The sequence below is a fragment of the Sinorhizobium kostiense genome (assembly GCF_017874595.1).
Taxonomy (GTDB): domain Bacteria; phylum Pseudomonadota; class Alphaproteobacteria; order Rhizobiales; family Rhizobiaceae; genus Sinorhizobium; species Sinorhizobium kostiense.
Genome location: NZ_JAGILA010000001.1, coordinates 445617 through 470160 on the forward strand (window position 1 = coordinate 445617; position 24544 = coordinate 470160).

Sequence of the window (24544 nt, forward strand, 5' to 3'; positions counted from 1 at the left end):
AAATGGCACGTATCACGCTCCGCCAATTGCTCGATCATGCCGCCGAACGCGCCTATGGCGTGCCGGCATTCAATATCAACAACATGGAACAAGGGCTGGCGATCATGGAAGCGGCCCGCGCCTGCGATGCGCCTGTGATCCTGCAGGTCTCGCGCGGCGCCCGCACCTATGCCAACGACATCATGCTCGCCAAGATGATGGAAGCGCTTGAAGCGATGTATCCCGACATCCCGATCTGCATCCATCAGGATCACGGCAACAACGTCGCGACCTGCCTCACGGCGATCAAGCACGGCTTCACCTCGGTGATGATGGACGGCTCGTTGAAGGAGGATGCGAAGACCCCTGCCGACTACGCCTATAACGTCGCAATCACTGCGGAAGTCAGTCGCCTCGCCCATACCGTCGGCGCCTCGGTCGAGGGTGAGCTCGGCTGCCTCGGATCGCTGGAAACCGGGTATGGTGAAGCCGAGGACGGCCACGGCTTCGAAGGCGCGCTCGACCGATCGCAGCTCCTGACCGACCCGGACGAAGCCGCCCGCTTCGTCGCCGAGACCGGCGTCGATGCGCTCGCCGTCGCCATCGGCACCTCGCACGGCGCCTACAAATTCACCCGCAAGCCGACCGGCGAGGTGCTCGCCATGGACGTGATCGAGAAGATCCATGATCGGCTGCCGGACACCCATATCGTCATGCACGGCTCCTCTTCGGTTCCGCAGGAATGGCGGGACGTCTTCAACGCCCATGGCGGCGAGATGCGGGAGACTTACGGCGTTCCCGTCGAGGAGATCGTGCGAGGCATCCGCTTCGGCGTGCGCAAGGTCAACATCGATACGGATCTGCGGCTCGCCGCAGCCGCTGCCATTCGCCGTGTGGCCGACACGAGCCGCAGCGAATTCGACCCACGCAAATTCCTGACACCCGCCATGGACGCCATGTCGGCCGTCTGCACGGCGCGTTTCGAGGCATTCGGCACCGCCGGCCACGCATCCCGCATCAGGGTCGTGCCGATGGCCGATATGGCCCGCCGCTACGCGAGCGGCTCACTCAAAACACAGACGGCGCGGTCGCAAGCCGCCTGACTCATCCAGAGGAGGAAAGGATACTGTCATGAACGCCGACGCAAAGACAGAGATCAAGGGCAAGGAACGCTACAGGGCCGGCGTGCTCAAATACGCGCAGATGGGCTACTGGAACGGAGACTACGAGCCGAAGGACACCGATCTCATCGCGCTCTTCCGGATCACGCCGCAGGATGGAGTCGACCCGATCGAGGCCGCCGCCGCCGTTGCCGGCGAGAGCTCGACAGCGACCTGGACGGTCGTGTGGACCGATCGCCTGACGGCCTGCGAGCAATACCGCGCCAAGGCCTACCGTGTCGATCCGGTACCCGGAACGCCGGGGCAGTATTTCTGCTATGTCGCCTACGACCTCATCCTGTTCGAGGAAGGATCGATCGCCAATCTGACCGCCTCGGTCATCGGCAACGTCTTCTCGTTCAAGCCGCTGAAAGCGGCAAGACTCGAGGACATGCGTCTGCCCGTCGCCTATGTGAAGACGTTCAAGGGCCCGCCGACCGGCATTGTCGTCGAGCGCGAACGGCTCGACAAGTTCGGCAAACCGCTGCTTGGCGCCACCACCAAACCGAAGCTTGGACTCTCTGGCAAGAACTATGGCCGGGTCGTCTATGAGGGCCTTAAGGGCGGGCTCGACTTCATGAAAGACGACGAGAACATCAATTCGCAGCCCTTCATGCATTGGCGCGACCGCTACCTTTACTGCATGGAGGCGGTCAACCACGCTTCCGCCGTCACCGGCGAGGTCAAGGGGCACTACCTCAACGTCACCGCCGGGACGATGGAGGAGATGTACCGCCGCGCCGAATTCGCCAAGGAACTCGGCTCAGTCATCGTCATGGTGGATCTGATCGTCGGCTGGACGGCTATCCAGTCGATCTCGGAATGGTGCCGGCAGAACGACATGATCTTGCACATGCACCGGGCCGGTCACGGCACTTATACGCGGCAGAAGAACCACGGCATCTCCTTCCGCGTCATCGCCAAATGGCTGCGGCTTGCAGGCGTCGACCACCTGCACGCGGGCACTGCCGTCGGCAAGCTCGAAGGCGATCCCTTGACCGTGCAGGGCTACTACAATGTCTGCCGCGAAATGAAGAACGAGGTCGATCTTCCGCGCGGACTCTTCTTCGAGCAGGACTGGGCCGACATCAAGAAGGTGATGCCGGTGGCCTCAGGCGGCATCCATGCCGGCCAGATGCATCAGCTACTCGATCTTTTCGGCGACGATGTCGTGTTGCAGTTCGGCGGCGGCACGATCGGGCACCCGATGGGCATTCAGGCAGGCGCGACCGCCAACCGGGTGGCGCTGGAAGCCATGGTGCTCGCCCGCAACGAAGGCCGCGATATCGCCCATGAGGGTCCTGAAATCCTGCGCGCGGCGGCCAAGTGGTGCAAGCCGCTGGAAGCGGCCCTCGAGACCTGGGGCAATATCACCTTCAACTATACCCCGACGGACTCATCGGACTTCGTCCCGACCGTAAGCGTCGCCTGACAGACATAGGACTAAGGAGAGACCAGATGCGTATCACCCAAGGATGCTTCTCGTTCCTGCCGGACCTGACGGATGAGCAGATAACGGCACAGGTGGAGTATTGCCTCGCAAAGGGCTGGGCGATCGGCGTCGAACATACCGACGACCCGCATCCCCGCAACACCTATTGGGAAATGTGGGGCAATCCGATGTTTGACCTGAAGGACGCAAAGGGCGTGATGATGGAGCTGGAGGATTGCCGCAAGGCTCATCCACAGGACTACATTCGCCTCAACGCCTTCGATTCCAGCCGCGGTCTGGAGACCGTGACGATGTCCTTCATCGTCAACCGTCCCGACAACGAACCGACGTTACGGATGACCCGGACGGAAAGCCGCGGTCGCAGCCAGCATTATACTTGGGAAACGCAGCAATAGCGCGGAATGAGGAAAAGTGTGCGCGGTTTTCCGCCCGCATTCCGCGCTAACTTCCTAGAATCGATCACGTTTATGACTTTAGCTCGATCCGACCTAAAATCATCGTAATCTAAGAGGAGCGGTCAATGGCGATGCCGAAAGCTCTATTAAACACTGAAAGCCTGCCGACATCGGTCGATCTCGCGGAGGAATATAAGGCTTCCGGCGTTGCCGACATCCTGGACGAGCTCAATCGGGAACTTGTGGGCTTGAAACCCGTGAAGCAACGAATCCGCGAGACGGCCGCTTTGCTGCTGGTCGAGCGGGCCCGCCGTGCCATGGGTCTCAGCCACGAGGCACCGTCGCTGCACATGAGCTTCACCGGCAATCCGGGCACCGGCAAGACCACCGTCGCCTTGCGCATGGCCGATCTCTTGCACCGGCTCGGCTATATCCGCAAGGGGCATCTGGTCTCGGTGACGCGCGACGATCTGGTCGGGCAATACATCGGTCACACCGCTCCGAAAACCAAGGAGGTCCTGAAGAAGGCAATGGGCGGCGTGCTGTTCATCGACGAAGCCTATTATCTCTACCGCCCGGACAACGAGCGCGACTACGGCCAGGAAGCGATCGAAATCCTGCTGCAGGTGATGGAGAACAACCGCGAAGACCTGGTCGTCATTCTCGCCGGCTATGCCGATCGCATGGACCGGTTTTTCGAGAGCAATCCGGGCTTTCGTTCGCGCATCGCCCACCATATCGATTTCCCCGACTATGACGATGGGGAGCTGCTGTCGATCGCCGAGAGCCTGCTCAGCCGGCAGGGATACCACTTCGACGCCAAGGCGAGCGCCGTGATGGGCGACTACATCGCCCGTCGCCGGCGCCAGCCGCATTTCGCCAACGCACGTTCGATCCGCAACGCGCTCGACCGGGCCCGACTGCGACAGGCGAACCGCCTGTTCGAGGAAAGCACCGGACCGGTCGACGCGGAGCAACTGTCGACCATCACCGCGCGGGACATTTCGGCAAGCCGGGTCTTCAGCATGGTCGAGCCCAATCAGGAGATCTCGTCATGAGCCGGAAGACCATCGTAGCCCCTTCGGTTCTCTCGGCGGATTTCTCGCGGCTCGGCGACGAGGTCGAGGACGTCTGTCGGGCCGGTGCCGATTGGATCCACCTTGACGTGATGGATGGCCATTTCGTGCCCAATATCACTTTCGGGCCGCCGGTCATCAAGGCGGTCCGGAACCGGACGGACAAGATCTTCGACTGCCACCTGATGATCGAACCGGCCGACCCTTTCCTTGGCGCCTTCGCCGATGCCGGCTGCGACATCATCACCGTGCATGCCGAAGCGACCACCCACCTCGACCGGTCATTGCAGGCGATCCGCGACCTCGGCTGCAAGGCCGGGGTATCGTTGAACCCCTCGACGCCGGAAACCGTCATCGAATATGTGCTGGAGAGGCTCGACCTGATCCTTTTGATGACGGTCAATCCCGGCTTCGGCGGCCAAGCCTTCATTCCATCCGTCGTCGAGAAGGTGCGGCGTGTGAAGGCGATGATCGGCACGCGCCCTATCCATATCGAGATCGACGGCGGCGTGACGCCCGAGACCGCGCCGCTCGTCGCCCGGGCCGGCGCCGACGTGCTCGTCGCCGGCTCGGCGGTTTTCAGGGGTGGTCGGGAGGCTTACGCCGGCAACATAAGCGCGCTGCGCATCGCGGCGGATGAGCCGGGATCGGCTGTACTCCAGGTCGGCTGAATCCGGCTCTTCGACGAAGATCGGGATCGTGATCAATCACAATTGATCGGTAAGCGGGCGGAATGCGCGTACACTTCCTCATTCCGTTGTTGAAAGGCGAGGTGACGGCGGCATGGCAGCAATCCCACCCCTCTGCGATTTCGGCTGGAAGGCGGTCGACGCCCGACTGCCGGCAACCGACGGCCGAACCTATTCGGTCCTGGACCTTTCGGGTCCCAACGGTCTTGTCGTCACCTTCATCTGCAATCACTGCCCTTACGTGAAAGCGGTCATCGCCCGCATCGTCAGGGACGCGATCGGCCTCGAGGACCACGGCATCGGCTTCGTTGCAATCAACGCCAATGACGCCGAGGCCTATCCGGAGGATTCCTTCGAGAACATGAAGCGTTTCGCGGCGCAGCACGCTCTGCCCTTTCCCTATCTCTACGACGAGAACCAGACCGTCGCGAAAGCCTATGGTGCCGCTTGCACCCCCGACTTCTTCGGCTTCAACAAGGATATGGAACTGCAATATCGCGGTAGACTGGACGCCTCGCGCAAGGAGACCGGCGCCCCAGATCTGAAGCGCGACCTCTATGAGGCCATGGTCATGGTTTCGCAGACCGGCAAAGGCCCGGCCGAACAGCAGCCCTCCATGGGCTGCTCGATCAAATGGAAGGCGTAGCGGACCAAAGTTGAAAAAGCTTCAGACCCCGCCGGTCGGGAGACCTCCCATGAGGGAGGTCAACAACTGGCGGAGTCCGAGGGAGGAGACGATAGGTCTCCGATGCGCGTGCGACACGGCGCGCGCGACGCGTCACGCTGGCAGGGCGCCGGTCTGTTTGGCTATATGGGTGGCGATCGCATCCATCAGCGCCGGAGACAAGCAATCATAGGGCGGGAGCCCGAGCTCCGTCAGCCGAGCTCGTATTTCCGGCATTCTTTCGGGATTGACCCCGCTTTCGATAACGGAGGAGACGAAGGCGGCGAATTGCGGCGGTGACCAACCGGTTTCGTCACTGAGCTCGGTATGAACGAAATCGAGGCCATAGAAGGGGTGCTTGGTGTTCTCGATCCGACCATACATATGCGTGCCGCAATCCCTGCAGGCGTACCGCTGGATCGTTGCGCTCGGATCGACGATCTGCAGTCTTTCGGAACCAGAGGTGACAGTCACGTTGTCGCGGCCGACAACGGCGATCTGCGAGAAGACCGCGCCCTCCGGCTTCCAGCATTTGGTGCAGCCGCAGGCATGGTTGTGCGCTGTCTGGGAACTGATCTGAACGGTCACCGGATTGGTGGCACACTTGCATTTGAGCGTGCCGCCTTGAAAGCCCGGACCGGCGGGCGGAAAGCCATTATCGATGGACGGATGCAGCTTCAGCATTGGTTCCTCCTCGGCTTTGGACATATTTGCCTCTTTCATCCGCCAATAGGATCGAGGCAAATACCGACCGCGGCAACATAGCGGAAAGTGTCGGTTTTCAACGGCGACGCGATTGCGATCGGCCCATACCTACCCCTTCGAACGGAGCATGGCGCGGGCCGGATCATAGCCCCAGAGGGCGGCCAGCATGAACAGGACGAATGAGGCGCTGACCCAGACGAGCGCGGTCAGATTGAGCTCGCCATAGAGTGCAAAACGTATCAGTTCGACCGCGTAGGTGAACGGATTCAAGGCGCAGATGTCGCGCAAGAGCGACGAGCTTTCCGCCATTTTCCAGAGCGGATAGAGCGCCGAGGAGAGGAAGAACATCGGAAAAATCACGAAATTCATCACGCCGGCGAAATTCTCGAGCTGACGGACGGTGGAGGAGATCAGCAGCCCCAGGGCGCCGAGCATCAATCCGCTGGCCAGCAAGGCGGGCACCACCGCGACATAGCCGACGGGCGGCATGGTAATTCCGCTCATCGCCGCGATTGCCAGGAACACCGCGACCTGCAGGATGGATACGACCACGCCGGCGAGGAGCTTGGAGAAGAGCAGCCACCAGCGTGGCAGGGGCGAGGTCAGCAGGAGCCTCATCGAGCCCATTTCGTGATCATAGACGAGGGACAGCGAGGATTGCATGCCGTTGAACAGCTGGATCATCCCGCAGAGCCCCGGAAGGATATAGACCTCGTAGGTGATATAGGTCTGATAGGGCGGAATGATCGACACGCCGAGCACCGCGCGAAAGCCGGCGGCAAAGACGACGAGCCAGACGAGGGGGCGAACGAGTGCCGCCAGGAACCGGCCCCGCTGGCGGACGAAGCGCAGGTTTTCGCGGGTCACGATAGCGGCAAGCGCGACCAGCCATGGCTTCATGCCGGTACCTCCCGTTTCTCGCCCGTCATCGTCAGGAATGCCTTGGCAAGCCCCTGCCCGCCGGGGAGGCCGTCGGCACTGCCATTACTGAGGATCTTCCCACGATGCAGCACGACGGCCTGGTCGTCCGGCCGGATCTCGTCGACCAGATGGGTTGCCCAGAGCACGGCAAGACCGCTCTCCGCCAAAAGATGCACATGGTCGGTGATCGCCTGCCGCGAGGCGGCATCGAGCCCCACCGTCGGTTCGTCGAGCAGCAGGATCTCAGGGCCGTGGATCAGCGCCCGGGCGATCTCCATCCGCCGCCGGTGTCCGCCGTTCAAAGCGCGCACCCGTTCGTCGGCTCGCTCGGCCATGCCGAGCTGCGTCAGCGCCGCTTCGATCGCCGCGGCAGCCGGGCGTCCCGACAAACCATGGAGACCGGCGAAGTAGTTGAGGTTCCGACGCACCGTCATGTCCAGGTCGAGCGTCGGCTGCTGGAACACGACGCCGATGCGGGCAAGCGCCGCACGCGGGTCGCGCGCAATATCGAAGCCGGCCACGCTGATCCGGCCCTCTCCCGTCACGAGCAGTCGGGTCAAGAGAGCGAACAGCGTCGATTTACCCGCCCCGTTCGGCCCGAGCAGCGCACAGAACCGGCCGGCCTTGACGGAAAAACTGACATCGTCGAGCGCCTTGGAGGATCCATAGCTGTAGCTGACATGGCTGATCTCAAGCCCAATCATGACGTCCTTCCCAGGAGGCGTATCTCAGGCTCGCCGGCAGCCCCTGCCAAACTGCTCACTGAATCGAAATCGAAACCTTTTGGCTGTCGCTGGTCGTGTTGGGTATTTTCACCTCGTAGCTGCCCGGCTTTATCGCTACGAAAGAAAGGGTCGCCGTCCCCGCCTCGTCGAATTCGAGGCTGTCGATCGCCATCGGTCGGACCTCTATGCCATTGATAACGATCTCGTTCATCCAGATCGCATGGAAGAACGGCGCACCGGTGATTGCCAGCTCTGCCGATCCGTCAGCGGTGATGCGCATTTCGTAATAGGCGCCGGACTGCAATGTGACGTCCCCCTTGCCAAGCGGCTTGCCGGAGGCGAGCGTGATCTCGATCGGCTCGCCGCGGTTGCATTTGGCGAGCAGTCCGGCAAAGCCGAGTTCGGCACAGAGTGGTGCCGCAGCGACCGGGTCTGCCAGAAAGAGCGCGACGAAGGCCGCGCAGATCAGTTTGTGCATGACGAATTCCTCCCAGTCCTGTTGCACGCGTGCGTCTCAATCTGGGGTGACCACCACCCCCCAGGGTTGCTCGCCGACCTGGACCGAGCGGATCACCTTTTCCGCTTTGACGTCGATGATGCTGACGTCGTTGGAATTGCCATTCGTGGTGATCAAAAATTCCTCGTTTGGCGTGAAGGCCATCTGCCAGACCCGCTGCCCGACAAGGAGATAATCGAGAACCTCGTCCGTTGCCGCGTCGATCACCGCGACGCGGTTGGCGGGGCCGAGCGCCACGAAAATGCGCGAGCCGTCCCTGGTCGCCTTGACGCCGACCGGTTGCAGCCATTCCGGCAGAATCCCCGGCACGGCGAAGCTGATCTTCTTGGCGATCGTCGGCTCGGTCGCCGACATGTCGATCACCGAAACGGTGCCGCCGATCTCGGAGCTGACGTAAAGCTTTTTGCCGTCGGAGGTGAATTCGGCATAGCGCGGCCGCTGGTCGACGAGCACGTTGTGCACGATCTTGTAGCTCGAAGCGTCGATGAAATGCGCCATGTTGGTGGTTTCGGAGGTATTGATGATGGTCTTGGCATCCGGGCTGACCGCAACGCCTTCCGGTTCGACGCCGACGGGCACCTCGGCGAGCACCTGGCGTGTCCTGACGTCGACGACGGTCACCAGATTGTCGTCCTCATTGGCGATGTAGAGGGGGTTGCCCGACGGGTCGAGCGCGAAAAGCTCCGGGTCCGGACCCGACGGCAGCGTATGCAATTCCTTGTAAGTCTCGGCATCGAAGACCCGTACGGTATCGTCGTCCGAGGCGCAGACATAAAGTTCCTTGCCATCCGGACTGATGGTGATGCCGCGCGGCCGGTTGCCGGCCGGAAATGTCGTGATGACCTCCCAGCTTTGGCTATCGAGCACCGTCACGCTATTGCCGCGTTCATTGGTGACGAAAACCTTGTTGGCAAAGGCGGGAGCGGCAAACAGCAGAGCGGCTGGCAGTAGCGCCAATGCAAATCTTGCCATTCTATCCTCCAAAGGCTTGGCAGGCTGTTTCAGGCGCATCGATGCCCAGAGTGTCGAGCGGCGAATGTTGGTGCAGGTAGCCGTCCTGCGGTGACACGGAAACCGTCACCCGACCGTCCGTCAAAAGGATCGGCTGGCGCAGCTGTCCGTTCCAGGAGCGGAAGGTCAGCTTCTGGCCCTTGAACGCGGCGAGTTCGAATTCTGCCGAAAGCGCATAGGCCCTGACGCTCGCCGGATCCGCCTTGCCCGACCGCGTCACCGCTTCGCCGATCACGCGCATTGCAAGCCAGGCCTGGTAATCCTCCTCGCGCATGTTGCGCCCGGCAAGTTTCTCGAAGCGGCCTTGGAACTGCGTGGCGCCCCAGGCTTCATGGGCGGCATGCCAGGACACCGGGCGAAGGCCCGCGGATCCTGCAACGGGTCGCGGATCCCAGCTGTGATAAGGCAGGTAAGGCGCGAAGACGCCCGCCTCGTCGGCCGCGACGATCACGTCATGATCCTCGGCCTCCTGGGTAAAGACAGGGATCTGTTTCTGCACCATGACATGGCCGGTGTCGGTGCGCCTGGCGCCGCCGGTGTCTTCGAATTCGCGTTCCTCGACGATCTCCGCGCCGAACTTGGCGGCGGATTTGCGATAGCTGTCGGCCAGCAGCCTGTCTTCGGGATGCGAGCCGTGGATCAGCAGGACACGCGTCCATTTCTTCCACATGAGAAACTGGACGATGCTGTCGCTGAGCATGGATCGGCTCGGCGAGACATGCAGCACATTGGGCCGACAATCGGCATCGCGCAGCGCCTCGTCGCGAGCGCCAGCGTTGAAGAGCAGCACATCGGGGCCGGCCCTCTCAGCCAGCGCCTTCAGAATGTCGCCTTCGGCGACGACCGCGACGAGGCCGATGCCTTCGGCCTTCAATGCTTCCAGGGCCGAAACCGCTTCAGCCGGCACGACCGCCAAAGTCTTCAGCGTATAGTCGATACCCGTGAAGGCGCCGGTCGTTCGATTGTCCTCGTTCCCCAACATGGCACCGGCAAACCCCAGATCGGCAGGTGGCGCGTCGAGCCGCGAAATCGGCGGGCCGACGACGCGATCCACCCGCAGCACGGCCGTCTTCACCTCCGCCGCCCGCCCGACCGACATGGCAAGCATCGCCAGCCAAAAAACGGCAAGCGTAAGCGATACTTTGGACATTGCCGGAACGACCTCCCAATCTTCCGTGACACTCCCGAGGTGGAGACTAACAGCGCCATTTGCATCGCAGAACCGAGACTTATGGAGCGTAGTTTAGCAAAGCGCGTACGCTCGGTCGGGCCTCAGCCCGCCGCCCCACCACGAACCAGGCATCGGCAGGACAGGAAAGGAGGGCCGCCAAAGGATCAATGCTGCGCCTCGAGCGGTCCCGTTCCCATATCGTTAAGGAGCGGCACGCCCGCTTCCCTAAGGATGGCGTCGATCTCGGCCTGGTTCCGGCGGATCAGTGAATTCAGCTTCCGCTCCCATACCTTTTCGCCCTGCCGAACGCCCATGGTGATGCGGTAGAAGAGCCTCGGCGGCGTCGGCTCCGATAAAAGCGGCGTCACTTTCAGGCTTGGATGGCTCGCCTTGACCAGCGGTGCGCCGATCGGACCCCAGAGAACCGCCGCATCGATCGCACCCACTTCCAGATCGGCCAGCATCTCGTCGGCTGGATCCTCGTAGCGCCGATCGACCATCAGATGATAGCCCTTGGCCTTGGGCATGAGCCCGTTTCTTGCCAAATGCGTCGCCGGCGGGGTGCCCGCGACGATGCCGACCCGCTTGTCCTTGAGACGAGGGTCGGCAAGCGTCGTGACCCCGGCCAGCGGACCGTTCGAGGCGACGATCAGCACATAGGCGGAGGTATAGTAGTGGTTGGTATTCAATACCAGTTCGTCGCCCTGCGCATAGCCGATGACCACATCGCAGTCGTTCGCCTGAAGGGTCTTGCGAATGAAGCCGGTCGCCATCGGAAACCACGTGTACTCCAGCGGCAATCCGAGCCTGGACGCCATCAGCACGGCGATCTTGTTCTCGAATCCGGCACCCGAGCGATCCGACATCGGCAGATTGGCCGGGTCGGCACAGACCCGGAATGCCGTTTTTGATACGAGGTCCGAGGTCTGGGCGAGCGCCGGGGTACCGGCGCAGGCCAGCAGCAGAATGCCGCCCGCTGCCCGTATGTTAGTTATGGCCGAGACAAGAGCTTTCAGCATCCCGGATTGCATCCGATTTCGCCTCCTTCTTGGCCGGGCGCCCCCGCGGCAATTCGCCGGATCCGCGCGCCTTCAGATAGACATAGATGTCGTCGAGATAACACATCACGTTGGCGTTCTCGCCAAAGGCCGGCATTACCGAGTTCTCGGCCGCGCTCACCCTCTTGCGCCCGTTCGTGACGACATCGACAAAGGCGTAGTAGTCCATTTCTACCGCTGACTTTTTCAAGGCCGGCGCATAGCTCGAACCCTCGCCCTCCGGACCATGACAGACATGACATTCCGAGTGGTAGCGGCGAAAGCCGGAATAGGTCAGCCAGTCGACCGTGCCGTCCTCGGCAATCTTGAAGGTGGGAACGTCGTCGGCGGTGTAGTAGCGCCCGCCTTCTTCGCGGGCGGCCTTGATATTGTCCTTTGGCCCTTGCGCCTCTTCTGCGCCTGCGGCGCCGGCAAAAAGCGTCAACACGGCAAGGATCGTCGGTACGGCATGGGTTCTGCTGGTCATCTTGCGTCCTTTTAGGCGGAGAACGAACGGGCGCAGGTTTCACCGGACCCGCGCCCGTTCCTGAGAGAGGGTTGCCGCTTAATCCGGCAGTTTGAACACGGTGAGCGTGCCGCCAAGCGCGGTGTAGTTGCTAAGCGACGCATAGCCGCCGACCGCTCCGAGACCGTCGTTCGGATTGGTCAGGCCGGCTGCCAGACCGATGCCCGCCCAGCCTCCGACGCCCGAGAGCACGGCGACATACTGCTTGTCCCCATGGGCATAAGTCATCACATTGCCGATCACCCCGGAAGGCGTTTTGAAACGATAGAGTTCCTTGCCTGTCGTGGCGTCGACCGCCTTCAGGTATCCCTCGAGCGTGCCGTAGAAGACCACATCGCCAGCGGTTGCCAGAGCGCCCGACCAGACGGAGAACGGCTCAGGCAGGGACCACTTGATCTTGCCTTCCTTGTTGTCCCAGGCGATGAAGTTGCCCATGCCGCCGTGGCTATCCTTCGGCGGATACATCGACAACGTGGCCCCGACATAGGGCTGGCCAGCGGTGTAGCTCACCCGGAACGGCTCGTAGTCCATGCAGACGTGGTTGGTGGGCACGTAGAAGAGCTCGGTCTTCGGCGAGTAGGCTGCCGGTTGCTGATCCTTGGTGCCGAGCGCCGCCGGGCAGACACCGGTCGTGTTCACGTCTTCGCCGTTCTTCTCCGTCGAATATTCAGCCACGACCTGCGGCCGGCCATACTGGTCCGACTTCGGATCCATGACCACTTCAGTTGCCCAATTGACCGCAGGGTCGTATTTCTCTGCCACCAGCAGTTCGCCGGTGCCACGGTCCATCGTATAGGCGAAGCCGTTACGGTCGAAATGGGTGAGCAGCTTGCGATCCTGGCCATCGATCTGCTGGTCGGTCAGGATCATCTCGTTGACACCGTCATAATCCCATTCGTCGTGCGGCGTCATCTGATAGACCCACTTGGCCATGCCGGTGTCGACGTCACGCGCCCAGATGGTCATCGACCAGCGATTGTCGCCGGGCCGCTGGGTTGGGTTCCAGGTCGAGGGGTTGCCAGACCCGTAATACATCAGGTTCATTTCGGGGTCATAGGCATACCACCCCCAGGTCGTGCCGCCGCCGATCTTCCACTGGTCGCCTTCCCAGGTGGTGAGGCCTGAATCCTTGCCGACCGGCTTGCCCAGATGGGTGGTTTTCTCCGGGTCCATCAACGTATCGCTGTCCGGCCCCATGGAGTAACCACGCCACAGGAGCTTGCCATCTGCCATCGAATAGGCCGTCACATGGCCGCGGACGCCGAACTCACCGCCGGAGATGCCGACGAGAACCTTGTCCTTTACCGGCATGACGGTGGCCGTATTGGTCTCGCCCTTGGAAGGATCGCCGTTCTTGACGCTCCAGATCACCTTGCCGGTCTTGGCGTCGAGCGCCACGACGGTGGTGTCCGCCTGATGCAGGAAGATCTTGTTATCCGCATAGGCTACGCCGCGATTGACGGTGTCGCAGCACATCACAGGGATGACGTTCTCATCCTGTTTGGGCTCGTACTTCCAGACGATCTGGCCGTCCTTGCTGAGATCCAGCGCATAGACCGTATTCGGAAACGGGGTGTGGACATACATCATGTCGCCGACGACGAGCGGCGAACCTTCATGGCCGCGCAGAACGCCCGTGGAGAAGGTCCACGCGACCTGCAATTTGCCGACATTGTCCTTGTTGATCTGGTCAAGTTTGGAGTAGCGCAGGTTGGCATAGTCGCCGGTTTGAATGGCCCATTGATTGGGGTCATCGATGTGCTTTTGCAATTCCGAGTTGGCGAGAGCGACCTGCGCGCTGCCGCCTATCGACATGAAGGCAAGCACTGTAAGAAGTCGTTTCATTTCATCCTCCTCTTGGGTCTGCCGATCAGGGCCGTTCAACCCGCTCGCCCCGGGAAACCTTGCGGTCTCCTCTTCCCGGTATCGGCTTGCGACACTGCCGCCTTTACGGGGCGGCTTCCTCCTGTGTCTTGCTTGAAGCTCCTCCTGTTTGCGTTACGGATAGGTTGCCAGGTATGCGATCAGATCGGCGCGCTCCTGATCCTTGCGCAGCCCTGCAAAGCTCATCTTCGTGCCCGGCAGGAAACTTTTCGGATTGGTCAGAAACTCGGCGATCTTTTCCGGCGTCCAGGTCAAGCCTGACTCGGCCGCCTTGCTTAAAGCGGGGGAATAGGAGAAGCCTTCGACTTTGCCCGCCGGCCGGCCGATTACGCCGGTGAGCACGGGCCCGGCCTTCGATTTGGCGTCCGGCCCGATCGCATGACATGCCTGACACTTGCGAAAAACCTTCTCGCCCGCCGCCGGATTTCCGGCTGCGGGATCCAAGGCAAGTGCCGGCGAATCCAAGCCTACGAAGACACTTCCGAATGCGATTACAGCCAGCCCGATACAAAGTCTTGAAGCCATTCCTTCCTCTCCCTTACACGGCGTTCAGCCGCTCTGCATGCCAGCGCACGTGGTCTTCGCCAAAGCTCGCCACGAAGTAGTAGCTATGATCGTAACCCGCCTGCATCCGCAGCATGCCGGGTTGCCGGCGTTCCGCCATGAGCCGCGCCATTGCCTCGGGCTGCAACTGCTCCAGGAACTGGTCCGCCGCACCCTGGTCGATCAGGATGTCGCCCTGCCAGCCGAGCTCGCTTAGAAGCAGGCAGGCGTCGTAATCGCCCCAATTGGCCTCGTCGTCACCGAGATAGGCGGAGAACTGTTTGCGGCCCCAGTCGGACCGGGTCGGGTTGACGATCGGCGCGAAGGCCGAAACGGATCGGAACAGGCCGGGATTGCGAAAGGCGATCGTCAATGCTCCATGGCCGCCCATCGAGTGCCCGGTGATGCCGTTGACGCCGTTTAACGGCAATCTATCGAGCAAAAGGCTGGGCAGTTCCGTCACGATGTAATCGTACATGCGGTAGTGCCGCGCCCAGGGCTGCTGTGTCGCATTGACGTAAAACCCCGCGCCCTGGCCGAGATCGTAGGCCTGATCGTCTGCGACCCCCTCCCCGCGCGGTGACGTATCGGGAAAGACCAGAGCCAGCCCGTGTTCGGCCGCGTATCGCTGCATACCCGCCTTGATCATGGCGTTCTCATGGGTGCAGGTGAGTCCCGAGAGATACCAGAGCAGCGGGACCCGACGCGCCCCCGCCTGTGGCGGCATGTAGAGGCCGAGGGTCATCTCCACGCTGCAGACCTCGGACACGTGCCTAAAGACCGACTGCGTTCCACCAAAGCATTGGTTTTGCGAGACGAGTTCCATTTTGGCTCTCAGTAGACGACGACGCTGCGGATGCTTTCGCCGGAATGCATCAGTTCGAAGCCCTTGTTGATGTCGTCGAGCGGCATCGTGTGGGTGATCATCGGATCGATCTCGATCTTGCCCTCCATGTACCAGTCGACGATCTTCGGCACGTCGGTGCGGCCGCGCGCGCCGCCGAAGGCGGTGCCCATCCAGGTGCGGCCGGTGACGAGCTGGAACGGCCGCGTCGATATCTCCTGGCCGGCGCCGGCGACGCCGATGATCACCGACTTGCCCCAGCCGCGATGCGATGCTTCGAGCGCCTGGCGCATCACCTTGACGTTGCCGGTGCAGTCGAAGGTGTAGTCGGCGCCGCCGATCTGGTCGGCGCCGCGCTTCGTCAGGTTGACGAGATAGGGCACGATGTCGTCGCCGACCTCGGTCGGATTGACGAAGTGGGTCATGCCGAACTTCTCGCCCCAGGGCTTCTTGTCGTTGTTCAAATCGACGCCGATGATCATGTCGGCGCCGGCAAGGCGAAGCCCCTGGATGACGTTGAGGCCGATGCCGCCGAGACCGAAGACGATCGCCGTCGCGCCGATCTCCACTCGTGCCGTGTTGATCACCGCGCCGATGCCGGTGGTCACCCCGCAGCCGATGTAGCAGATCTTGTCGAAGGGGGCGTCCGGGTTGACCTTGGCGACGGCGATCTCCGGCAAGACGGTAAAGTTCGCAAAGGTCGAGCAGCCCATGTAGTGGTGCAGCTTCTCGCCGCCCATCGAAAAGCGCGAGGTGCCGTCCGGCATCAGGCCCTGGCCTTGCGTGGCGCGGATGGCGGTGCAGAGGTTGGTCTTGCGCGAGAGGCAGGAGGGGCAGGCGCGGCATTCCGGCGTATAGAGCGGGATGACGTGATCGCCTTTCTTCACGCTCGTGACGCCAGGACCGACGTCGACGACGATGCCAGCTCCCTCATGGCCGAGGATGGCCGGAAACAGCCCTTCCGGATCGGCGCCGGAGAGGGTGAAGTCGTCGGTGTGGCAGATGCCGGTCGCCTTCACCTCGACCAGCACCTCGCCGGCCCGCGGACCTTCTAGGTCGACTTCGGTCACGACAAGGGGTTTTCCGGCTTCGACAGCCAGAGCAGCGCGTGTGCGCATGGATTGCCTCCGGTATTCTTTTATCTAGGGGTCGCCTTGTGGGCCTTGTACCGAGATTACAGACGCGCCAAGGCCCAAAGACAATTGCGACCTTAGTGTGTAAATCGCGACCTTTGGCTTTTCTTTTGGTCAGCCTATACTAACGCTCGTTCGAAGATGGAGGCGAGACGAATGAAAGCCGCCCGTCACGGGTTTGGTGCGGCGCTCGGTCTGATGCTCTGGCTGACGCAAGCTCCAGGCATTGGCGGCGCGGCGGACTTTTCCGATCCCGAGTGGCCGTGCATTCAGCGCAAGGTCGAGAACCTCTCGGCAAGCCTGATCTGGCCGGCGCCGATAACCGGCGCTCAGCTCACCCCTGCTGCCCGGGATCTCGCGGCGACGCTGTCGCTCCGCCGGGTCTCGCTGGAAGAAGCTGAGCTCCATGTCCGGGACTTCGTCGAGAAAAGTGCGCCGGTGGACGGTCAGTTGCTCGGCAATATCTTCCTTGCCGTATTCGACAACATCGCTGATACCCGAAAGCGGCTGATCGCAGGGATTGCCCGTTATTCCCGCAAGCAGATCGCGCTCTCGTCCCGGATCGAGGGCAGCCGGACCGAAATGGCAAGGCTTGAGGGAGAAAAGGACCCGGATTACGACCGGATCGACAAGCTTGAAGAACAGATCGACTGGGACGAGCGCATCTACCGCGATCGCGCGCAGGCGCTCACCTATGTCTGCGAAACGCCGGTTCTCTTGGAAAAGCGGCTCTATGCGATCGGCCAGATCCTGCTCAAGCACATGCCCGACAAGGACACGCAGTAGGGCTTCGCTCCCACAAGTTCAAAAGCACAGCATCTCGGCCTCGGCCTGGGCGCGCCTCAGTTCGGCCACCATGGTGCGTGGCACGACTGCCGACTTGAACATGGCCGTCTGCTCCCCGCCCACCTGCTGAAGCGACAGCACCGTTTCAGCCTGGACATATTTGTCGTAGGGCAGGATGGAAGCGATCACATCGATCGAACACGCGCATCGGCTCAGCACCGCCCGGCTCTGCCCGTTGGTCGCCATGCAACCGAACACGTAGTCTGCCCGGGCTTCGGTCGGATAATCGTTCAAACGCGGAGACATGTTCTGGCCACCGGCCGGCGCGATAGAAGCGGCGAGCGCCAATGCACTGAAGGCGACCCGCATCATCGCCTGCCCTCCCCTTTCCCGTCCAAAGTGATCGCGTGGGAATAGCCGATCTTTGACGCGCCGACGGCAGCAGGCACGGTGGCGACCAGCGAATAGTACCAGCCGGGAATCTCTTCCGAGACCGTGACGGTGATCGCGAGTTCGGAAAACCGCCCCATCCGCTCGCGCGCCTTGTCTTTCAAGAAGGGCCGGATCGTCACCTCCCGCGCCGCGACATCGCGGTTCTCGTATTGACGTTCCACGGACACGACCTGCCCATCCTTGAGCAGGGCCTCCTTGATACGGTTTCGCATATAAAAGGGGCTGCCGCCCGATTGAGCGGCAATATCTGCAAGCACGCTTTCCAGGAAAAACATGATGACCGGATTGCCGACCGAAGCCGGATACTCACCAAGGCCGCGGGACCGCGTCCCCTGGTAGAGTGCCATGGTGACTTTGTCGTCGGGCTTAACCTTGAGGCCGATGCTGAACCTCCCATCCATCTGGCTTTCGGCGGCCCCGGAAACAAGCCTGTCGTAGACGAGCGTGTTTTGGCCGGACTCACGGCCAGCCGCGACCGCCTCGAGCCCCTTCAACGCCGTCGAGGGAAAGAGAAGCTCATAGGTTCCGGCTGCCGTCACCGGTGCCTGGCCACTTCCAAGCAGGAGCAGAACGGCCATAAGCAGAACACGCATCTCAGACCTCCCCTTCCGCGGCGCGTTTCGGGCTCTTGTCCTGAGCTTAGCAGAGGCTTCGGCAAGTTCACCGGAGACCTTTGTCTGTGTTTGCCTCACGCCACACGCGCGCGGGTCTTCCAGTCGATGAGCGCCCGCAGCCGCACTGGTTGCACCGGCTTGGCAAGCACGGCGAACGACATCTCGTCGCCGAGCCGCACGAAATCCCGTTGCCGGTTGGCGGAGATGATGACGGCGGGGATTTCCGCTCCCGCCAGGGCACGCAGCGTGCGGATCGTTTCTATGCCATTGTCGCCGCTGTCCAGCTGATAATCGGCCAGTAGAATGTCCGGCGCCGTGCCTATTTCCTGCATGAGCGCCGCCGCCTCGGCGGTCGAACTCGCCGCCAGCACGCTTGCTCCCCAGCTCTCGAGAATCTGCGTCATCGCATCGAGCTCGTCGGCATCGTTCTCGACGAGCATGACAATGAGATCGAGACCGCCATCCGCAATCGGTTCCATTACCGGATTCTCGCAGGCGCTGGCATGGCCTGGGACGGCCATCGGCACTTCGACCGAAAACACTGAGCCACGACCAGGCTGCGATATCAGACGGACGGGATGATCGAGGTGCCGGCAGGCGCGCTCGACGATCGACAGGCCAAGGCCCATGCCGGTGCTTTTTCCCGCACCGCCCGCCCGGGTGAACTCGTTGAAGATCCGCGTCTGGTCCTCCTGCGAAATGCCGATACCGGTATCCCAGACTTCGATCCGAACGCGATTGCGGCTGAGCCGGCAGCCCACCAGAACCCGGCCGCGCTCCGTATATTGAATGGCGTTCACCACCAGGTTTTGAATGCAGCGCATCAGGTAGCGCTTGTCGCTGGTCACCCAGCGCGTCGAGGGAACGATACGCAGATCTATCCCTTTTTCCGTCGCCAGGGGTGCCAGATCCTCGGCTACTCCCTGAAGCAGGCTTCCAAGATCGAAAGAGGTGATGTTGAACTCCGCGCCTGAACTATCGAGGCGCGAAATGTCGAGAAGCGCCTGCAGGAGCGATTCAATCGAGGTGAAGGAACGGTTTAGTCTGCTGACCACCTCGTTTGCCGCTGGCTCGCCCACCCGCTCCGTCAACATCGAGAGATAAAGCTTGGCGGCGTTGATCGGCTGAAGAAGGTCGTGGCTGGCCGCAGCCAGGAAGCGGGTCTTTGAGGTGTGCGCGGCCTCGGCCGCTTCCTTGGCCTGTCGAAGCGCGGCCTCGATCTTTCGCTGCTCATCGGCGTGGATCTGGAGGAGTCGATTCGCCTCCATCAGTTCGGCGGTCCGCTCCTGTACCCGTTGTTCCAGCAGCGCCGCCGCTTGAGTTTCCGCCGTCACGTCCATGACCGATACGATGAATCCGTCATCAGGCAGGGAGCGGATGCGGATGTCGAGGCTTATTCCATCGCGCCGCCTGAAGCGTTCCTGCACCGTTTCATTCCGGCGAATTGCCCTGAACCAGCCGGCGAAATCGGACCGGCGATCCTTGCGGTCGAGAATCTCGTGACGCTCGACATGTTCGACAATGCGCTGGAAGCGCGTGCCTTTTTTGAGAAGCGGAAGCGGCACGCCGAGAAGCTCGCCGAATCGCTCGTTGTGAATCAATAATTCGCTGCGGGAGGAAAACGTGCAGATGCCGAGCGACATGTGATCGAAAGCGGCCTGCAGAAAATGCGCCTGCTGGTCGATCAGGCGGTTCTTCTCGCGCCGGTTCTCCCGCACGATGTCGGTCACTTCGGTCTGCAGCACGGCTATGTTGCCGGAACTGGTCAGCCGGCAGGAAAACTGGAACCAGCGGTCGTTCCTGAGCACCATCACGAAGGATGAAAAGCGCCGCCCCGGCCTCCCCGGCATCAGCAGTTGAGTGCGGCCGATGACGCCGTTCTCGTCAGGGTTCAGATATTTGCTGGTGTTCACGGCCGCGAGATAGTCGTCGAACTCCAGTCCCGGTCTGATCAGCGGCTCGATATCAGGAAGCAACTCACGGAACTGGGCGTTGCACACCTGCAGGCGGTCCTCGGAGAAAAGCGCGAAGCCGCCCTCCATGGCCACCATGGCGTCGGCAAGGTTTCTCTGGATGCGCTCCTGCGTCTGGTAGGCAATCTCGAGCTCGCTCGACGCCCGCCCGAGCGTGTCGAGGGCCCTTTCCAGATCCTTGGTCTTTTCCCAGACCTTGCCCTGCAGGGCGATCGCCGATTCGAAAAGCGAATAGGCCGAGCCGCCGACTTCGTGAGCGCGCTCGGCCCGGTTGATCAGGGCCTCGATGATCTTGGCCTGCTTGGCAATCTGAATCTCGTGGGGCTCGTTCGGGTCGATCACAGAGGCGCCCCTCCTTTTGGCCGGAAAAAGGCGACGCCGACAAAGGTCTGGTTCACATGCACGCCAAGGTGCTGCTCGCCATAAGTGCTGAAGCCGACGACCCGCCGCCGGCGAAACTGCTCGGACGCCTGCCCGTCCAAACCCTTGCGGGCGATCTCGAGCTTGCGCAGATAACAGTCGAACCCAAGGATGAAATCGGGCGCTTCACCGCCGTCGTCGGTGACGGCGAGGCCTGCCTCGAGCGTGCGGATGATTTCCTTGCCGCGACCGAGCCGCAAAAGCAGACCGTCGTCGATCGCAGAATGAAAGGTGAGGCCATGTTCGCCGTGAATCTGCTGGATCGCCCGCACATGATAGAGATTGCCATTGCGCACCAGCACGGGGTTCTCGGCGAAAATCGTCGGCGACAACTCAGCTACCGGCACCTTTACGAGACGGGCGTATTCCTGTGCCGCCGGTGAGCCATTGATTTCCAGAACCAGCCGCTCCTCCGGGATCGCCCGGGTCACCACCATGCGTTTGTCCGTGGGCTGGAAATGGTCGAAGCCGAGGCCAGCGAAGGCCAGATCTGTTTCTAGCAGAAGAAGAAGCGCTGCATTGCTGTGGAACTCGCCATTGCGCAGCACCTGCGTGCGCTCGAACCGCATTCCGTCGCCAGCCGAGCCGCCAAATACCGGAATATCCTTCAGACCGGTCTCGAGCGCCGACATCAGGATGTCCTCCTGTTTGGACAGTCCGTCGGCAAAAATCAAAGCAAGGCGCTTTCGGCCGGGCGTTGCGGGAAACTGCGAGACGAGCCGCTCGGTTTGCGATACGACCTCGGCGATCGAAACCGGCGAGATCGGCTTGAACAGAATTGACGCCACACGGAAGTGATGCCGCTCGAAGGCGATCGCGAGCAATGCGTCGTCTTCGTATCCCCGCGGCGTGATTTGGCCGGCCGTCGTGCAGCCGAAGACGACCGAATCCGGCATTGATCTTCTGAGGGCGTTGGCGAGCTCGTCGGTTTGCAGCCTGTGCGGCACGAACAGAAGGATGAAGCTCGGCCTCGCCGAGGCGAGTTGACGGCGGATCTCCGAAACGGCAACGGCCGCTTCGTCGGCACGCGAAGCGGCGAGTCGCACTGCCTCCGCAGGGATGCGGTCAAGATCTTCGACAGCCGTCATGCGCCGCCATCCTCCACCTGCACCCGGAGCCCTGTGCCAACGGCCTCATTGAAGGCTGTGGCGGATGGAGACTTCGCGCACCAGCAGCGCCGCCTGCGTGCGATTTCGAACGCCCAGCCGGCGCAGAAGCGCCGTGATGTGGGCTTTGACGGTCGCCTCGGCCAATTGCATCTCATAGGCGATCAGCTTGTTCGGCATGCCCTCGCAAATCAGCCCCAGGATACGGGTCTGCTGCTGCGACAAATGGGCGATCTTGCGCGAGATCGTCTCGACCGACCGATCGGCGACCGGGGCTCGGGATGGCATCGTGTAGCCTGGTGGTACATAGGTCTTGCCATGCCAGATCTCCTGCATCGCTTCGTGGAAACTCTGGCGACCGATGTCCTTGGGGATAAACCCCGCGGCACCGGCGGCAATCACCGACTGGACAATGTCGTTGGAGGTAATCGCCGAGATCACGATCACCGGAATATCCGGCATCCGCTCCTTGATCTTCAAAAAACCGCTCAGACCGGACGCATCGGGCAGGTTCAGGTCAAGCATGATCAGATCGGGTGAAAATCGCATCCGCAATTGCTGCAGCGCCTCGGCCAGCGAAGTCGCGGTTCGGATTCGACGCGTATTGAAAGCGCTTTCCATCGTCGCGACCAGCGCGTCGCAATAGAGCGGATGATCATCGATCACCAGCGCCGACTTGATCGAAACCGAATGGACGGACGACGCCTGCGGCATGGCTCTCCTCCCAAGAGCATTTTCCAGTCAAGGGAGCAGCCTCAAACTCCAACTTCACCGGACAATATCTCTGCTCCCAAAGCCGCCATGCTCTCCCCAGCACGGCGCGAGGCATTATGTCGCACAGTTTTCCGGGTGAGGCAATTGCCCGAGTGCAGGACTCGGCCTGAGCAGTTGAACGAATGGACGTTTTTGCCTGCGCGCCATTGCCGAGGTAAGTGGTTGCTACCCCATCAGTGCCAGAATGAAGCTCTGCAACGAGGCGAGGCACTCAGATGAGTCGGTCGATCTCCGCAGGTTTGCACCGCCACTTTTTGACGCGAAGAGCCGGATGATGCTCCGACCACTCAGCGACGTAAAAGAGGGATTGGTGCATGCATTGGGTCAAGGAGCCCGCTCCTTGAAGTTGCACGATCTCCTCTCGACACTTTTCCGGTGCCGACACGAGGCATACGGTCAGTACAAGCGTAACAATCCCCATCTCACTTCCCCCCTGGGGGAAAGTTACGCAATCGCTAATAAAGCGTCAATCGAACAAACAGACACGCGATTGCCAAAACTGGGCATTCGCCACACAGGGGATCTCCCGTAACCGGCGCTGAAAACAAGCAATCGGCCAAGAGGCGTCTCGGCCGTTCGCCAGTTGATGGATGTTGCTGCCTCTTGCGCGGTCGTGAGGCCGTAATCGTGCGAGTGACTCCACCGGGTTGAAAGATGCTAGCCGGCGCGGACCGTTGCCTTCCCTTGGGTCACCAGCTGTTCCGCCGCCTCCGCGACCGAAATCCGCTCGAAGGCAAGTTGGTCGGCGATCGGGCGCAGGACACGCTGGTCGAACTCGGTCGAGCCGAGCGGGGCCGGAGCCGGATAGCTGCCCACCTGGTCCTTGAGCGCGTTTATGTACTTGACCGTTTCCGCTTCGGTCGAATTGAGCGACGGCAGGATGGCTTCGCGCACCTTCGGCGACAGCGGCACGCCGCGCTCGACGCCGAGGATCTTGCCGGCCTCCACGTCGTTGACGAAGAAATTGATGAACCTCGCCGCTTCTTCGCCATGATTGGTGGTCGCGCCGATGCTCCAGATCAGGGCCGGACGGTAGTAGTGACCCGAGGGGCCGCCTTTTTCGGCGCGCGGCAACATGCCGATGCCGATCTTGTTTTTTATGATCTGCTGGTAACCAATCATCTGGTTCGAATAGGCCATGCCGATCGCCGAATGGCCGAGCGCCAGGCAGTTTGTGTCGATGGTGTTCTGGTCGAGCGTCTGGATGTCGGGGCCGACAGTGCCGCCGCGCTTGCGCAGATCCTCCCAATAGGCATACCATTCCTTGGCTTCGCCTACGCCGAAACCTAGCCCGCTTTCGGTGTAGAGGCTGCTGCCGCGTTGACGGAGCCAGGCATCGAAGACATAGGCATAGCGCGCGCCGTAGGGCCCGCCCCAGACGTTCCGCTTGCCGGCGGCCTTTGTCATTTCGATCGCGATGTCGGCATAGTCCGACCAGGTCGTGTCGACACCCGGTGGCGTGATCCCGGCCTTCTCGAAAGCGTCGGCGTCATAGAAGAGCGCGAAGGAGTTGAGGCCGAGTCCGATACCCCAAAGCTTGCCGTCCACCGTCGTCAGCTTCAGCACGTCCTTGCCGAAGGAATCGATCTCGAGCGCCGACGAAACGAACGGATCGAGCGGCAGGCAGGCGCCGCGCTTGGAATAATCCGAGATAGTACTGGGCTCGAGTTGAAAGACGTCGGCGATGGCGCGACCCGCCATCTGCGTCGCGAGCTTCGTCCAATAGCCGTCGCCGCTGATGCTCTCGCCGACGATCGACATGCCCGGGTTCTTTTCCTCGAAGAGCTTGGCAACGCTCAATGTCCGCTTCGCGCGATCGTTCGACCCCCACCACATGGCGCGCAATTCAACGCCTTCTGCGGCAAGGGTCACGGACGAGCCGGTGGCGCCAAGCGCGATGCCTGCTGCCGAGCCGAGCATGAATGTGCGTCGATTGATGAGCATGCCTTTCCTCCCTCTCGTTAGCCGGCCTTGCGCTCTCCTCA

26 protein-coding genes are annotated in these 24544 nt (G+C 61.7%); 7 read left to right on the plus strand and 19 right to left on the minus strand.

All coding sequences use genetic code 11. The features are described 5' to 3' along the window. Positions 1 to 2: 2 nt before the first annotated feature. The 6 genes from fba (at position 3) to J2Z31_RS02010 (ending at position 5398) form a co-directional block, all read left to right on the plus strand. On the plus strand, positions 3 to 1082 hold the full coding sequence (gene fba / locus J2Z31_RS01985) for a class II fructose-bisphosphate aldolase (protein ID WP_209600198.1): 1080 nt from the start codon (positions 3 to 5) through the stop codon (positions 1080 to 1082). 28 nt (positions 1083 to 1110) lie between these two features. Continuing rightward, positions 1111 to 2571, plus strand: a complete 1461-nt coding sequence (locus J2Z31_RS01990; RefSeq protein WP_209600199.1) for a form I ribulose bisphosphate carboxylase large subunit — start codon at positions 1111 to 1113, stop codon at positions 2569 to 2571. 26 nt (positions 2572 to 2597) lie between these two features. Further along, a complete protein-coding gene (locus J2Z31_RS01995; RefSeq protein ID WP_209600200.1) occupies positions 2598 to 2987 on the plus strand; it encodes a ribulose bisphosphate carboxylase small subunit in 390 nt (129 codons plus the stop codon). A 125-nt stretch (positions 2988 to 3112) separates the two neighbouring features. Further along, on the plus strand, positions 3113 to 4045 hold the full coding sequence (cbbX, locus tag J2Z31_RS02000; RefSeq protein WP_209600201.1) for a CbbX protein: 933 nt from the start codon (positions 3113 to 3115) through the stop codon (positions 4043 to 4045). Beyond that, complete coding sequence (rpe, locus tag J2Z31_RS02005; RefSeq protein WP_209600202.1) at positions 4042 to 4734, plus strand: ribulose-phosphate 3-epimerase; 693 nt, start codon at positions 4042 to 4044, stop codon at positions 4732 to 4734. Before cbbX ends, rpe begins: the two co-directional genes overlap by 4 nt. Positions 4735 to 4846: 112 nt before the next feature. After that, positions 4847 to 5398: a thioredoxin family protein gene (locus J2Z31_RS02010; protein ID WP_209600203.1), complete on the plus strand. Its 552-nt coding sequence runs from the start codon at positions 4847 to 4849 to the stop codon at positions 5396 to 5398. A 132-nt stretch (positions 5399 to 5530) separates the two neighbouring features. On the opposite strand, the gene gfa is transcribed toward J2Z31_RS02010, so the two are convergent. The 12 genes from gfa to J2Z31_RS02070 all read right to left on the minus strand — a co-directional run bounded on the left by gfa (position 5531) and on the right by J2Z31_RS02070 (position 16418). Beyond that, positions 5531 to 6100: an S-(hydroxymethyl)glutathione synthase gene (gene gfa / locus J2Z31_RS02015; RefSeq protein ID WP_209600204.1), complete on the minus strand. Its 570-nt coding sequence runs from the start codon at positions 6098 to 6100 to the stop codon at positions 5531 to 5533. Between the two features lie 129 nt (positions 6101 to 6229). Beyond that, on the minus strand, positions 6230 to 7021 hold the full coding sequence (locus tag J2Z31_RS02020) for an ABC transporter permease (RefSeq protein ID WP_209600205.1): 792 nt from the start codon (positions 7019 to 7021) through the stop codon (positions 6230 to 6232). Continuing rightward, positions 7018 to 7746 carry an ABC transporter ATP-binding protein gene (locus J2Z31_RS02025; protein WP_209600206.1) on the minus strand — a complete coding sequence of 243 codons (729 nt, stop codon included), beginning with the start codon at positions 7744 to 7746 and terminating at the stop codon, positions 7018 to 7020. Before J2Z31_RS02025 ends, J2Z31_RS02020 begins: the two co-directional genes overlap by 4 nt. A gap of 55 nt (positions 7747 to 7801) precedes the next feature. Beyond that, the gene (locus tag J2Z31_RS02030) at positions 7802 to 8245 is read right to left on the minus strand and encodes a cupredoxin domain-containing protein (protein ID WP_209600207.1); all 444 of its coding nucleotides are present in this window, start codon (positions 8243 to 8245) and stop codon (positions 7802 to 7804) included. Between the two features lie 36 nt (positions 8246 to 8281). After that, on the minus strand, positions 8282 to 9256 hold the full coding sequence (locus J2Z31_RS02035) for a YVTN family beta-propeller repeat protein (protein ID WP_209600208.1): 975 nt from the start codon (positions 9254 to 9256) through the stop codon (positions 8282 to 8284). 1 nt (position 9257) lies between these two features. After that, complete coding sequence (locus J2Z31_RS02040) at positions 9258 to 10445, minus strand: ABC transporter substrate-binding protein (RefSeq protein WP_209600209.1); 1188 nt, start codon at positions 10443 to 10445, stop codon at positions 9258 to 9260. A 185-nt stretch (positions 10446 to 10630) separates the two neighbouring features. Beyond that, a complete protein-coding gene (locus J2Z31_RS02045) occupies positions 10631 to 11497 on the minus strand; it encodes a substrate-binding domain-containing protein (RefSeq protein ID WP_209600210.1) in 867 nt (288 codons plus the stop codon). Further along, a complete protein-coding gene (locus tag J2Z31_RS02050) occupies positions 11454 to 11990 on the minus strand; it encodes a c-type cytochrome, methanol metabolism-related (protein ID WP_209600211.1) in 537 nt (178 codons plus the stop codon). The genes J2Z31_RS02045 and J2Z31_RS02050 overlap by 44 nt, the downstream gene beginning before the upstream one ends. Positions 11991 to 12068: 78 nt before the next feature. Continuing rightward, positions 12069 to 13874, minus strand: a complete 1806-nt coding sequence (gene xoxF5 / locus J2Z31_RS02055) for a lanthanide-dependent methanol dehydrogenase XoxF5 (RefSeq protein ID WP_209600212.1) — start codon at positions 13872 to 13874, stop codon at positions 12069 to 12071. Between the two features lie 153 nt (positions 13875 to 14027). Beyond that, positions 14028 to 14438: a c-type cytochrome gene (locus J2Z31_RS02060; RefSeq protein WP_209600213.1), complete on the minus strand. Its 411-nt coding sequence runs from the start codon at positions 14436 to 14438 to the stop codon at positions 14028 to 14030. 13 nt (positions 14439 to 14451) lie between these two features. Then, on the minus strand, positions 14452 to 15282 hold the full coding sequence (gene fghA / locus J2Z31_RS02065) for an S-formylglutathione hydrolase (RefSeq protein WP_209600214.1): 831 nt from the start codon (positions 15280 to 15282) through the stop codon (positions 14452 to 14454). Between the two features lie 8 nt (positions 15283 to 15290). After that, the gene (locus J2Z31_RS02070; protein WP_209600215.1) at positions 15291 to 16418 is read right to left on the minus strand and encodes an S-(hydroxymethyl)glutathione dehydrogenase/class III alcohol dehydrogenase; all 1128 of its coding nucleotides are present in this window, start codon (positions 16416 to 16418) and stop codon (positions 15291 to 15293) included. A gap of 171 nt (positions 16419 to 16589) precedes the next feature. Between J2Z31_RS02070 and J2Z31_RS02075 the strand changes: the two genes are divergently transcribed. Further along, complete coding sequence (locus J2Z31_RS02075) at positions 16590 to 17219, plus strand: hypothetical protein (RefSeq protein ID WP_209600216.1); 630 nt, start codon at positions 16590 to 16592, stop codon at positions 17217 to 17219. 18 nt (positions 17220 to 17237) lie between these two features. Here the strand turns inward: J2Z31_RS02075 and J2Z31_RS02080 are convergent, their stop codons facing one another. The 7 genes from J2Z31_RS02080 to J2Z31_RS02105 form a co-directional block, all read right to left on the minus strand. Continuing rightward, positions 17238 to 17591: a hypothetical protein gene (locus tag J2Z31_RS02080; protein WP_209600217.1), complete on the minus strand. Its 354-nt coding sequence runs from the start codon at positions 17589 to 17591 to the stop codon at positions 17238 to 17240. Beyond that, the gene (locus J2Z31_RS02085; RefSeq protein WP_209600218.1) at positions 17588 to 18265 is read right to left on the minus strand and encodes a hypothetical protein; all 678 of its coding nucleotides are present in this window, start codon (positions 18263 to 18265) and stop codon (positions 17588 to 17590) included. The genes J2Z31_RS02080 and J2Z31_RS02085 overlap by 4 nt, the downstream gene beginning before the upstream one ends. A 95-nt stretch (positions 18266 to 18360) precedes the next feature. Next, a complete protein-coding gene (locus tag J2Z31_RS02090; protein WP_209600219.1) occupies positions 18361 to 20601 on the minus strand; it encodes a hybrid sensor histidine kinase/response regulator in 2241 nt (746 codons plus the stop codon). Further along, positions 20598 to 21767, minus strand: coding sequence for an FIST signal transduction protein (locus J2Z31_RS02095; RefSeq protein WP_209600220.1), 1170 nt, complete (start codon positions 21765 to 21767; stop codon positions 20598 to 20600). Before J2Z31_RS02095 ends, J2Z31_RS02090 begins: the two co-directional genes overlap by 4 nt. A gap of 45 nt (positions 21768 to 21812) precedes the next feature. After that, on the minus strand, positions 21813 to 22499 hold the full coding sequence (locus tag J2Z31_RS02100) for a response regulator (RefSeq protein WP_209600221.1): 687 nt from the start codon (positions 22497 to 22499) through the stop codon (positions 21813 to 21815). Between the two features lie 271 nt (positions 22500 to 22770). After that, positions 22771 to 22980: a hypothetical protein gene (locus J2Z31_RS29110; RefSeq protein WP_234939221.1), complete on the minus strand. Its 210-nt coding sequence runs from the start codon at positions 22978 to 22980 to the stop codon at positions 22771 to 22773. A 236-nt stretch (positions 22981 to 23216) separates the two neighbouring features. Further along, a complete protein-coding gene (locus tag J2Z31_RS02105; protein ID WP_209600222.1) occupies positions 23217 to 24503 on the minus strand; it encodes an ABC transporter substrate-binding protein in 1287 nt (428 codons plus the stop codon). Between the last annotated feature and the right edge of the window lie 41 nt (positions 24504 to 24544).

Excerpts from the sequence above, each read along its gene's own strand:
- fba (WP_209600198.1), top strand. The coding sequence starts at position 3 with ATGGCACGTATCACGCTCCGCCAATTGCTCGATCATGCCGCCGAACGC.
- J2Z31_RS01990 (WP_209600199.1), top strand. The coding sequence starts at position 1,111 with ATGAACGCCGACGCAAAGACAGAGATCAAGGGCAAGGAACGCTACAGG.
- J2Z31_RS01995 (WP_209600200.1), top strand. The coding sequence starts at position 2,598 with ATGCGTATCACCCAAGGATGCTTCTCGTTCCTGCCGGACCTGACGGAT.
- cbbX (WP_209600201.1), top strand. The coding sequence starts at position 3,113 with ATGGCGATGCCGAAAGCTCTATTAAACACTGAAAGCCTGCCGACATCG.
- rpe (WP_209600202.1), top strand. The coding sequence starts at position 4,042 with ATGAGCCGGAAGACCATCGTAGCCCCTTCGGTTCTCTCGGCGGATTTC.
- J2Z31_RS02010 (WP_209600203.1), top strand. The coding sequence starts at position 4,847 with ATGGCAGCAATCCCACCCCTCTGCGATTTCGGCTGGAAGGCGGTCGAC.
- gfa (WP_209600204.1), bottom strand. The coding sequence starts at position 6,100 with ATGCTGAAGCTGCATCCGTCCATCGATAATGGCTTTCCGCCCGCCGGT.
- J2Z31_RS02020 (WP_209600205.1), bottom strand. The coding sequence starts at position 7,021 with ATGAAGCCATGGCTGGTCGCGCTTGCCGCTATCGTGACCCGCGAAAAC.
- J2Z31_RS02025 (WP_209600206.1), bottom strand. The coding sequence starts at position 7,746 with ATGATTGGGCTTGAGATCAGCCATGTCAGCTACAGCTATGGATCCTCC.
- J2Z31_RS02030 (WP_209600207.1), bottom strand. The coding sequence starts at position 8,245 with ATGCACAAACTGATCTGCGCGGCCTTCGTCGCGCTCTTTCTGGCAGAC.
- J2Z31_RS02035 (WP_209600208.1), bottom strand. The coding sequence starts at position 9,256 with ATGGCAAGATTTGCATTGGCGCTACTGCCAGCCGCTCTGCTGTTTGCC.
- J2Z31_RS02040 (WP_209600209.1), bottom strand. The coding sequence starts at position 10,445 with ATGTCCAAAGTATCGCTTACGCTTGCCGTTTTTTGGCTGGCGATGCTT.
- J2Z31_RS02045 (WP_209600210.1), bottom strand. The coding sequence starts at position 11,497 with ATGCAATCCGGGATGCTGAAAGCTCTTGTCTCGGCCATAACTAACATA.
- J2Z31_RS02050 (WP_209600211.1), bottom strand. The coding sequence starts at position 11,990 with ATGACCAGCAGAACCCATGCCGTACCGACGATCCTTGCCGTGTTGACG.
- xoxF5 (WP_209600212.1), bottom strand. The coding sequence starts at position 13,874 with ATGAAACGACTTCTTACAGTGCTTGCCTTCATGTCGATAGGCGGCAGC.
- J2Z31_RS02060 (WP_209600213.1), bottom strand. The coding sequence starts at position 14,438 with ATGGCTTCAAGACTTTGTATCGGGCTGGCTGTAATCGCATTCGGAAGT.
- fghA (WP_209600214.1), bottom strand. The coding sequence starts at position 15,282 with ATGGAACTCGTCTCGCAAAACCAATGCTTTGGTGGAACGCAGTCGGTC.
- J2Z31_RS02070 (WP_209600215.1), bottom strand. The coding sequence starts at position 16,418 with ATGCGCACACGCGCTGCTCTGGCTGTCGAAGCCGGAAAACCCCTTGTC.
- J2Z31_RS02075 (WP_209600216.1), top strand. The coding sequence starts at position 16,590 with ATGAAAGCCGCCCGTCACGGGTTTGGTGCGGCGCTCGGTCTGATGCTC.
- J2Z31_RS02080 (WP_209600217.1), bottom strand. The coding sequence starts at position 17,591 with ATGATGCGGGTCGCCTTCAGTGCATTGGCGCTCGCCGCTTCTATCGCG.
- J2Z31_RS02085 (WP_209600218.1), bottom strand. The coding sequence starts at position 18,265 with ATGCGTGTTCTGCTTATGGCCGTTCTGCTCCTGCTTGGAAGTGGCCAG.
- J2Z31_RS02095 (WP_209600220.1), bottom strand. The coding sequence starts at position 21,767 with ATGACGGCTGTCGAAGATCTTGACCGCATCCCTGCGGAGGCAGTGCGA.
- J2Z31_RS02100 (WP_209600221.1), bottom strand. The coding sequence starts at position 22,499 with ATGCCGCAGGCGTCGTCCGTCCATTCGGTTTCGATCAAGTCGGCGCTG.
- J2Z31_RS29110 (WP_234939221.1), bottom strand. The coding sequence starts at position 22,980 with ATGGGGATTGTTACGCTTGTACTGACCGTATGCCTCGTGTCGGCACCG.
- J2Z31_RS02105 (WP_209600222.1), bottom strand. The coding sequence starts at position 24,503 with ATGCTCATCAATCGACGCACATTCATGCTCGGCTCGGCAGCAGGCATC.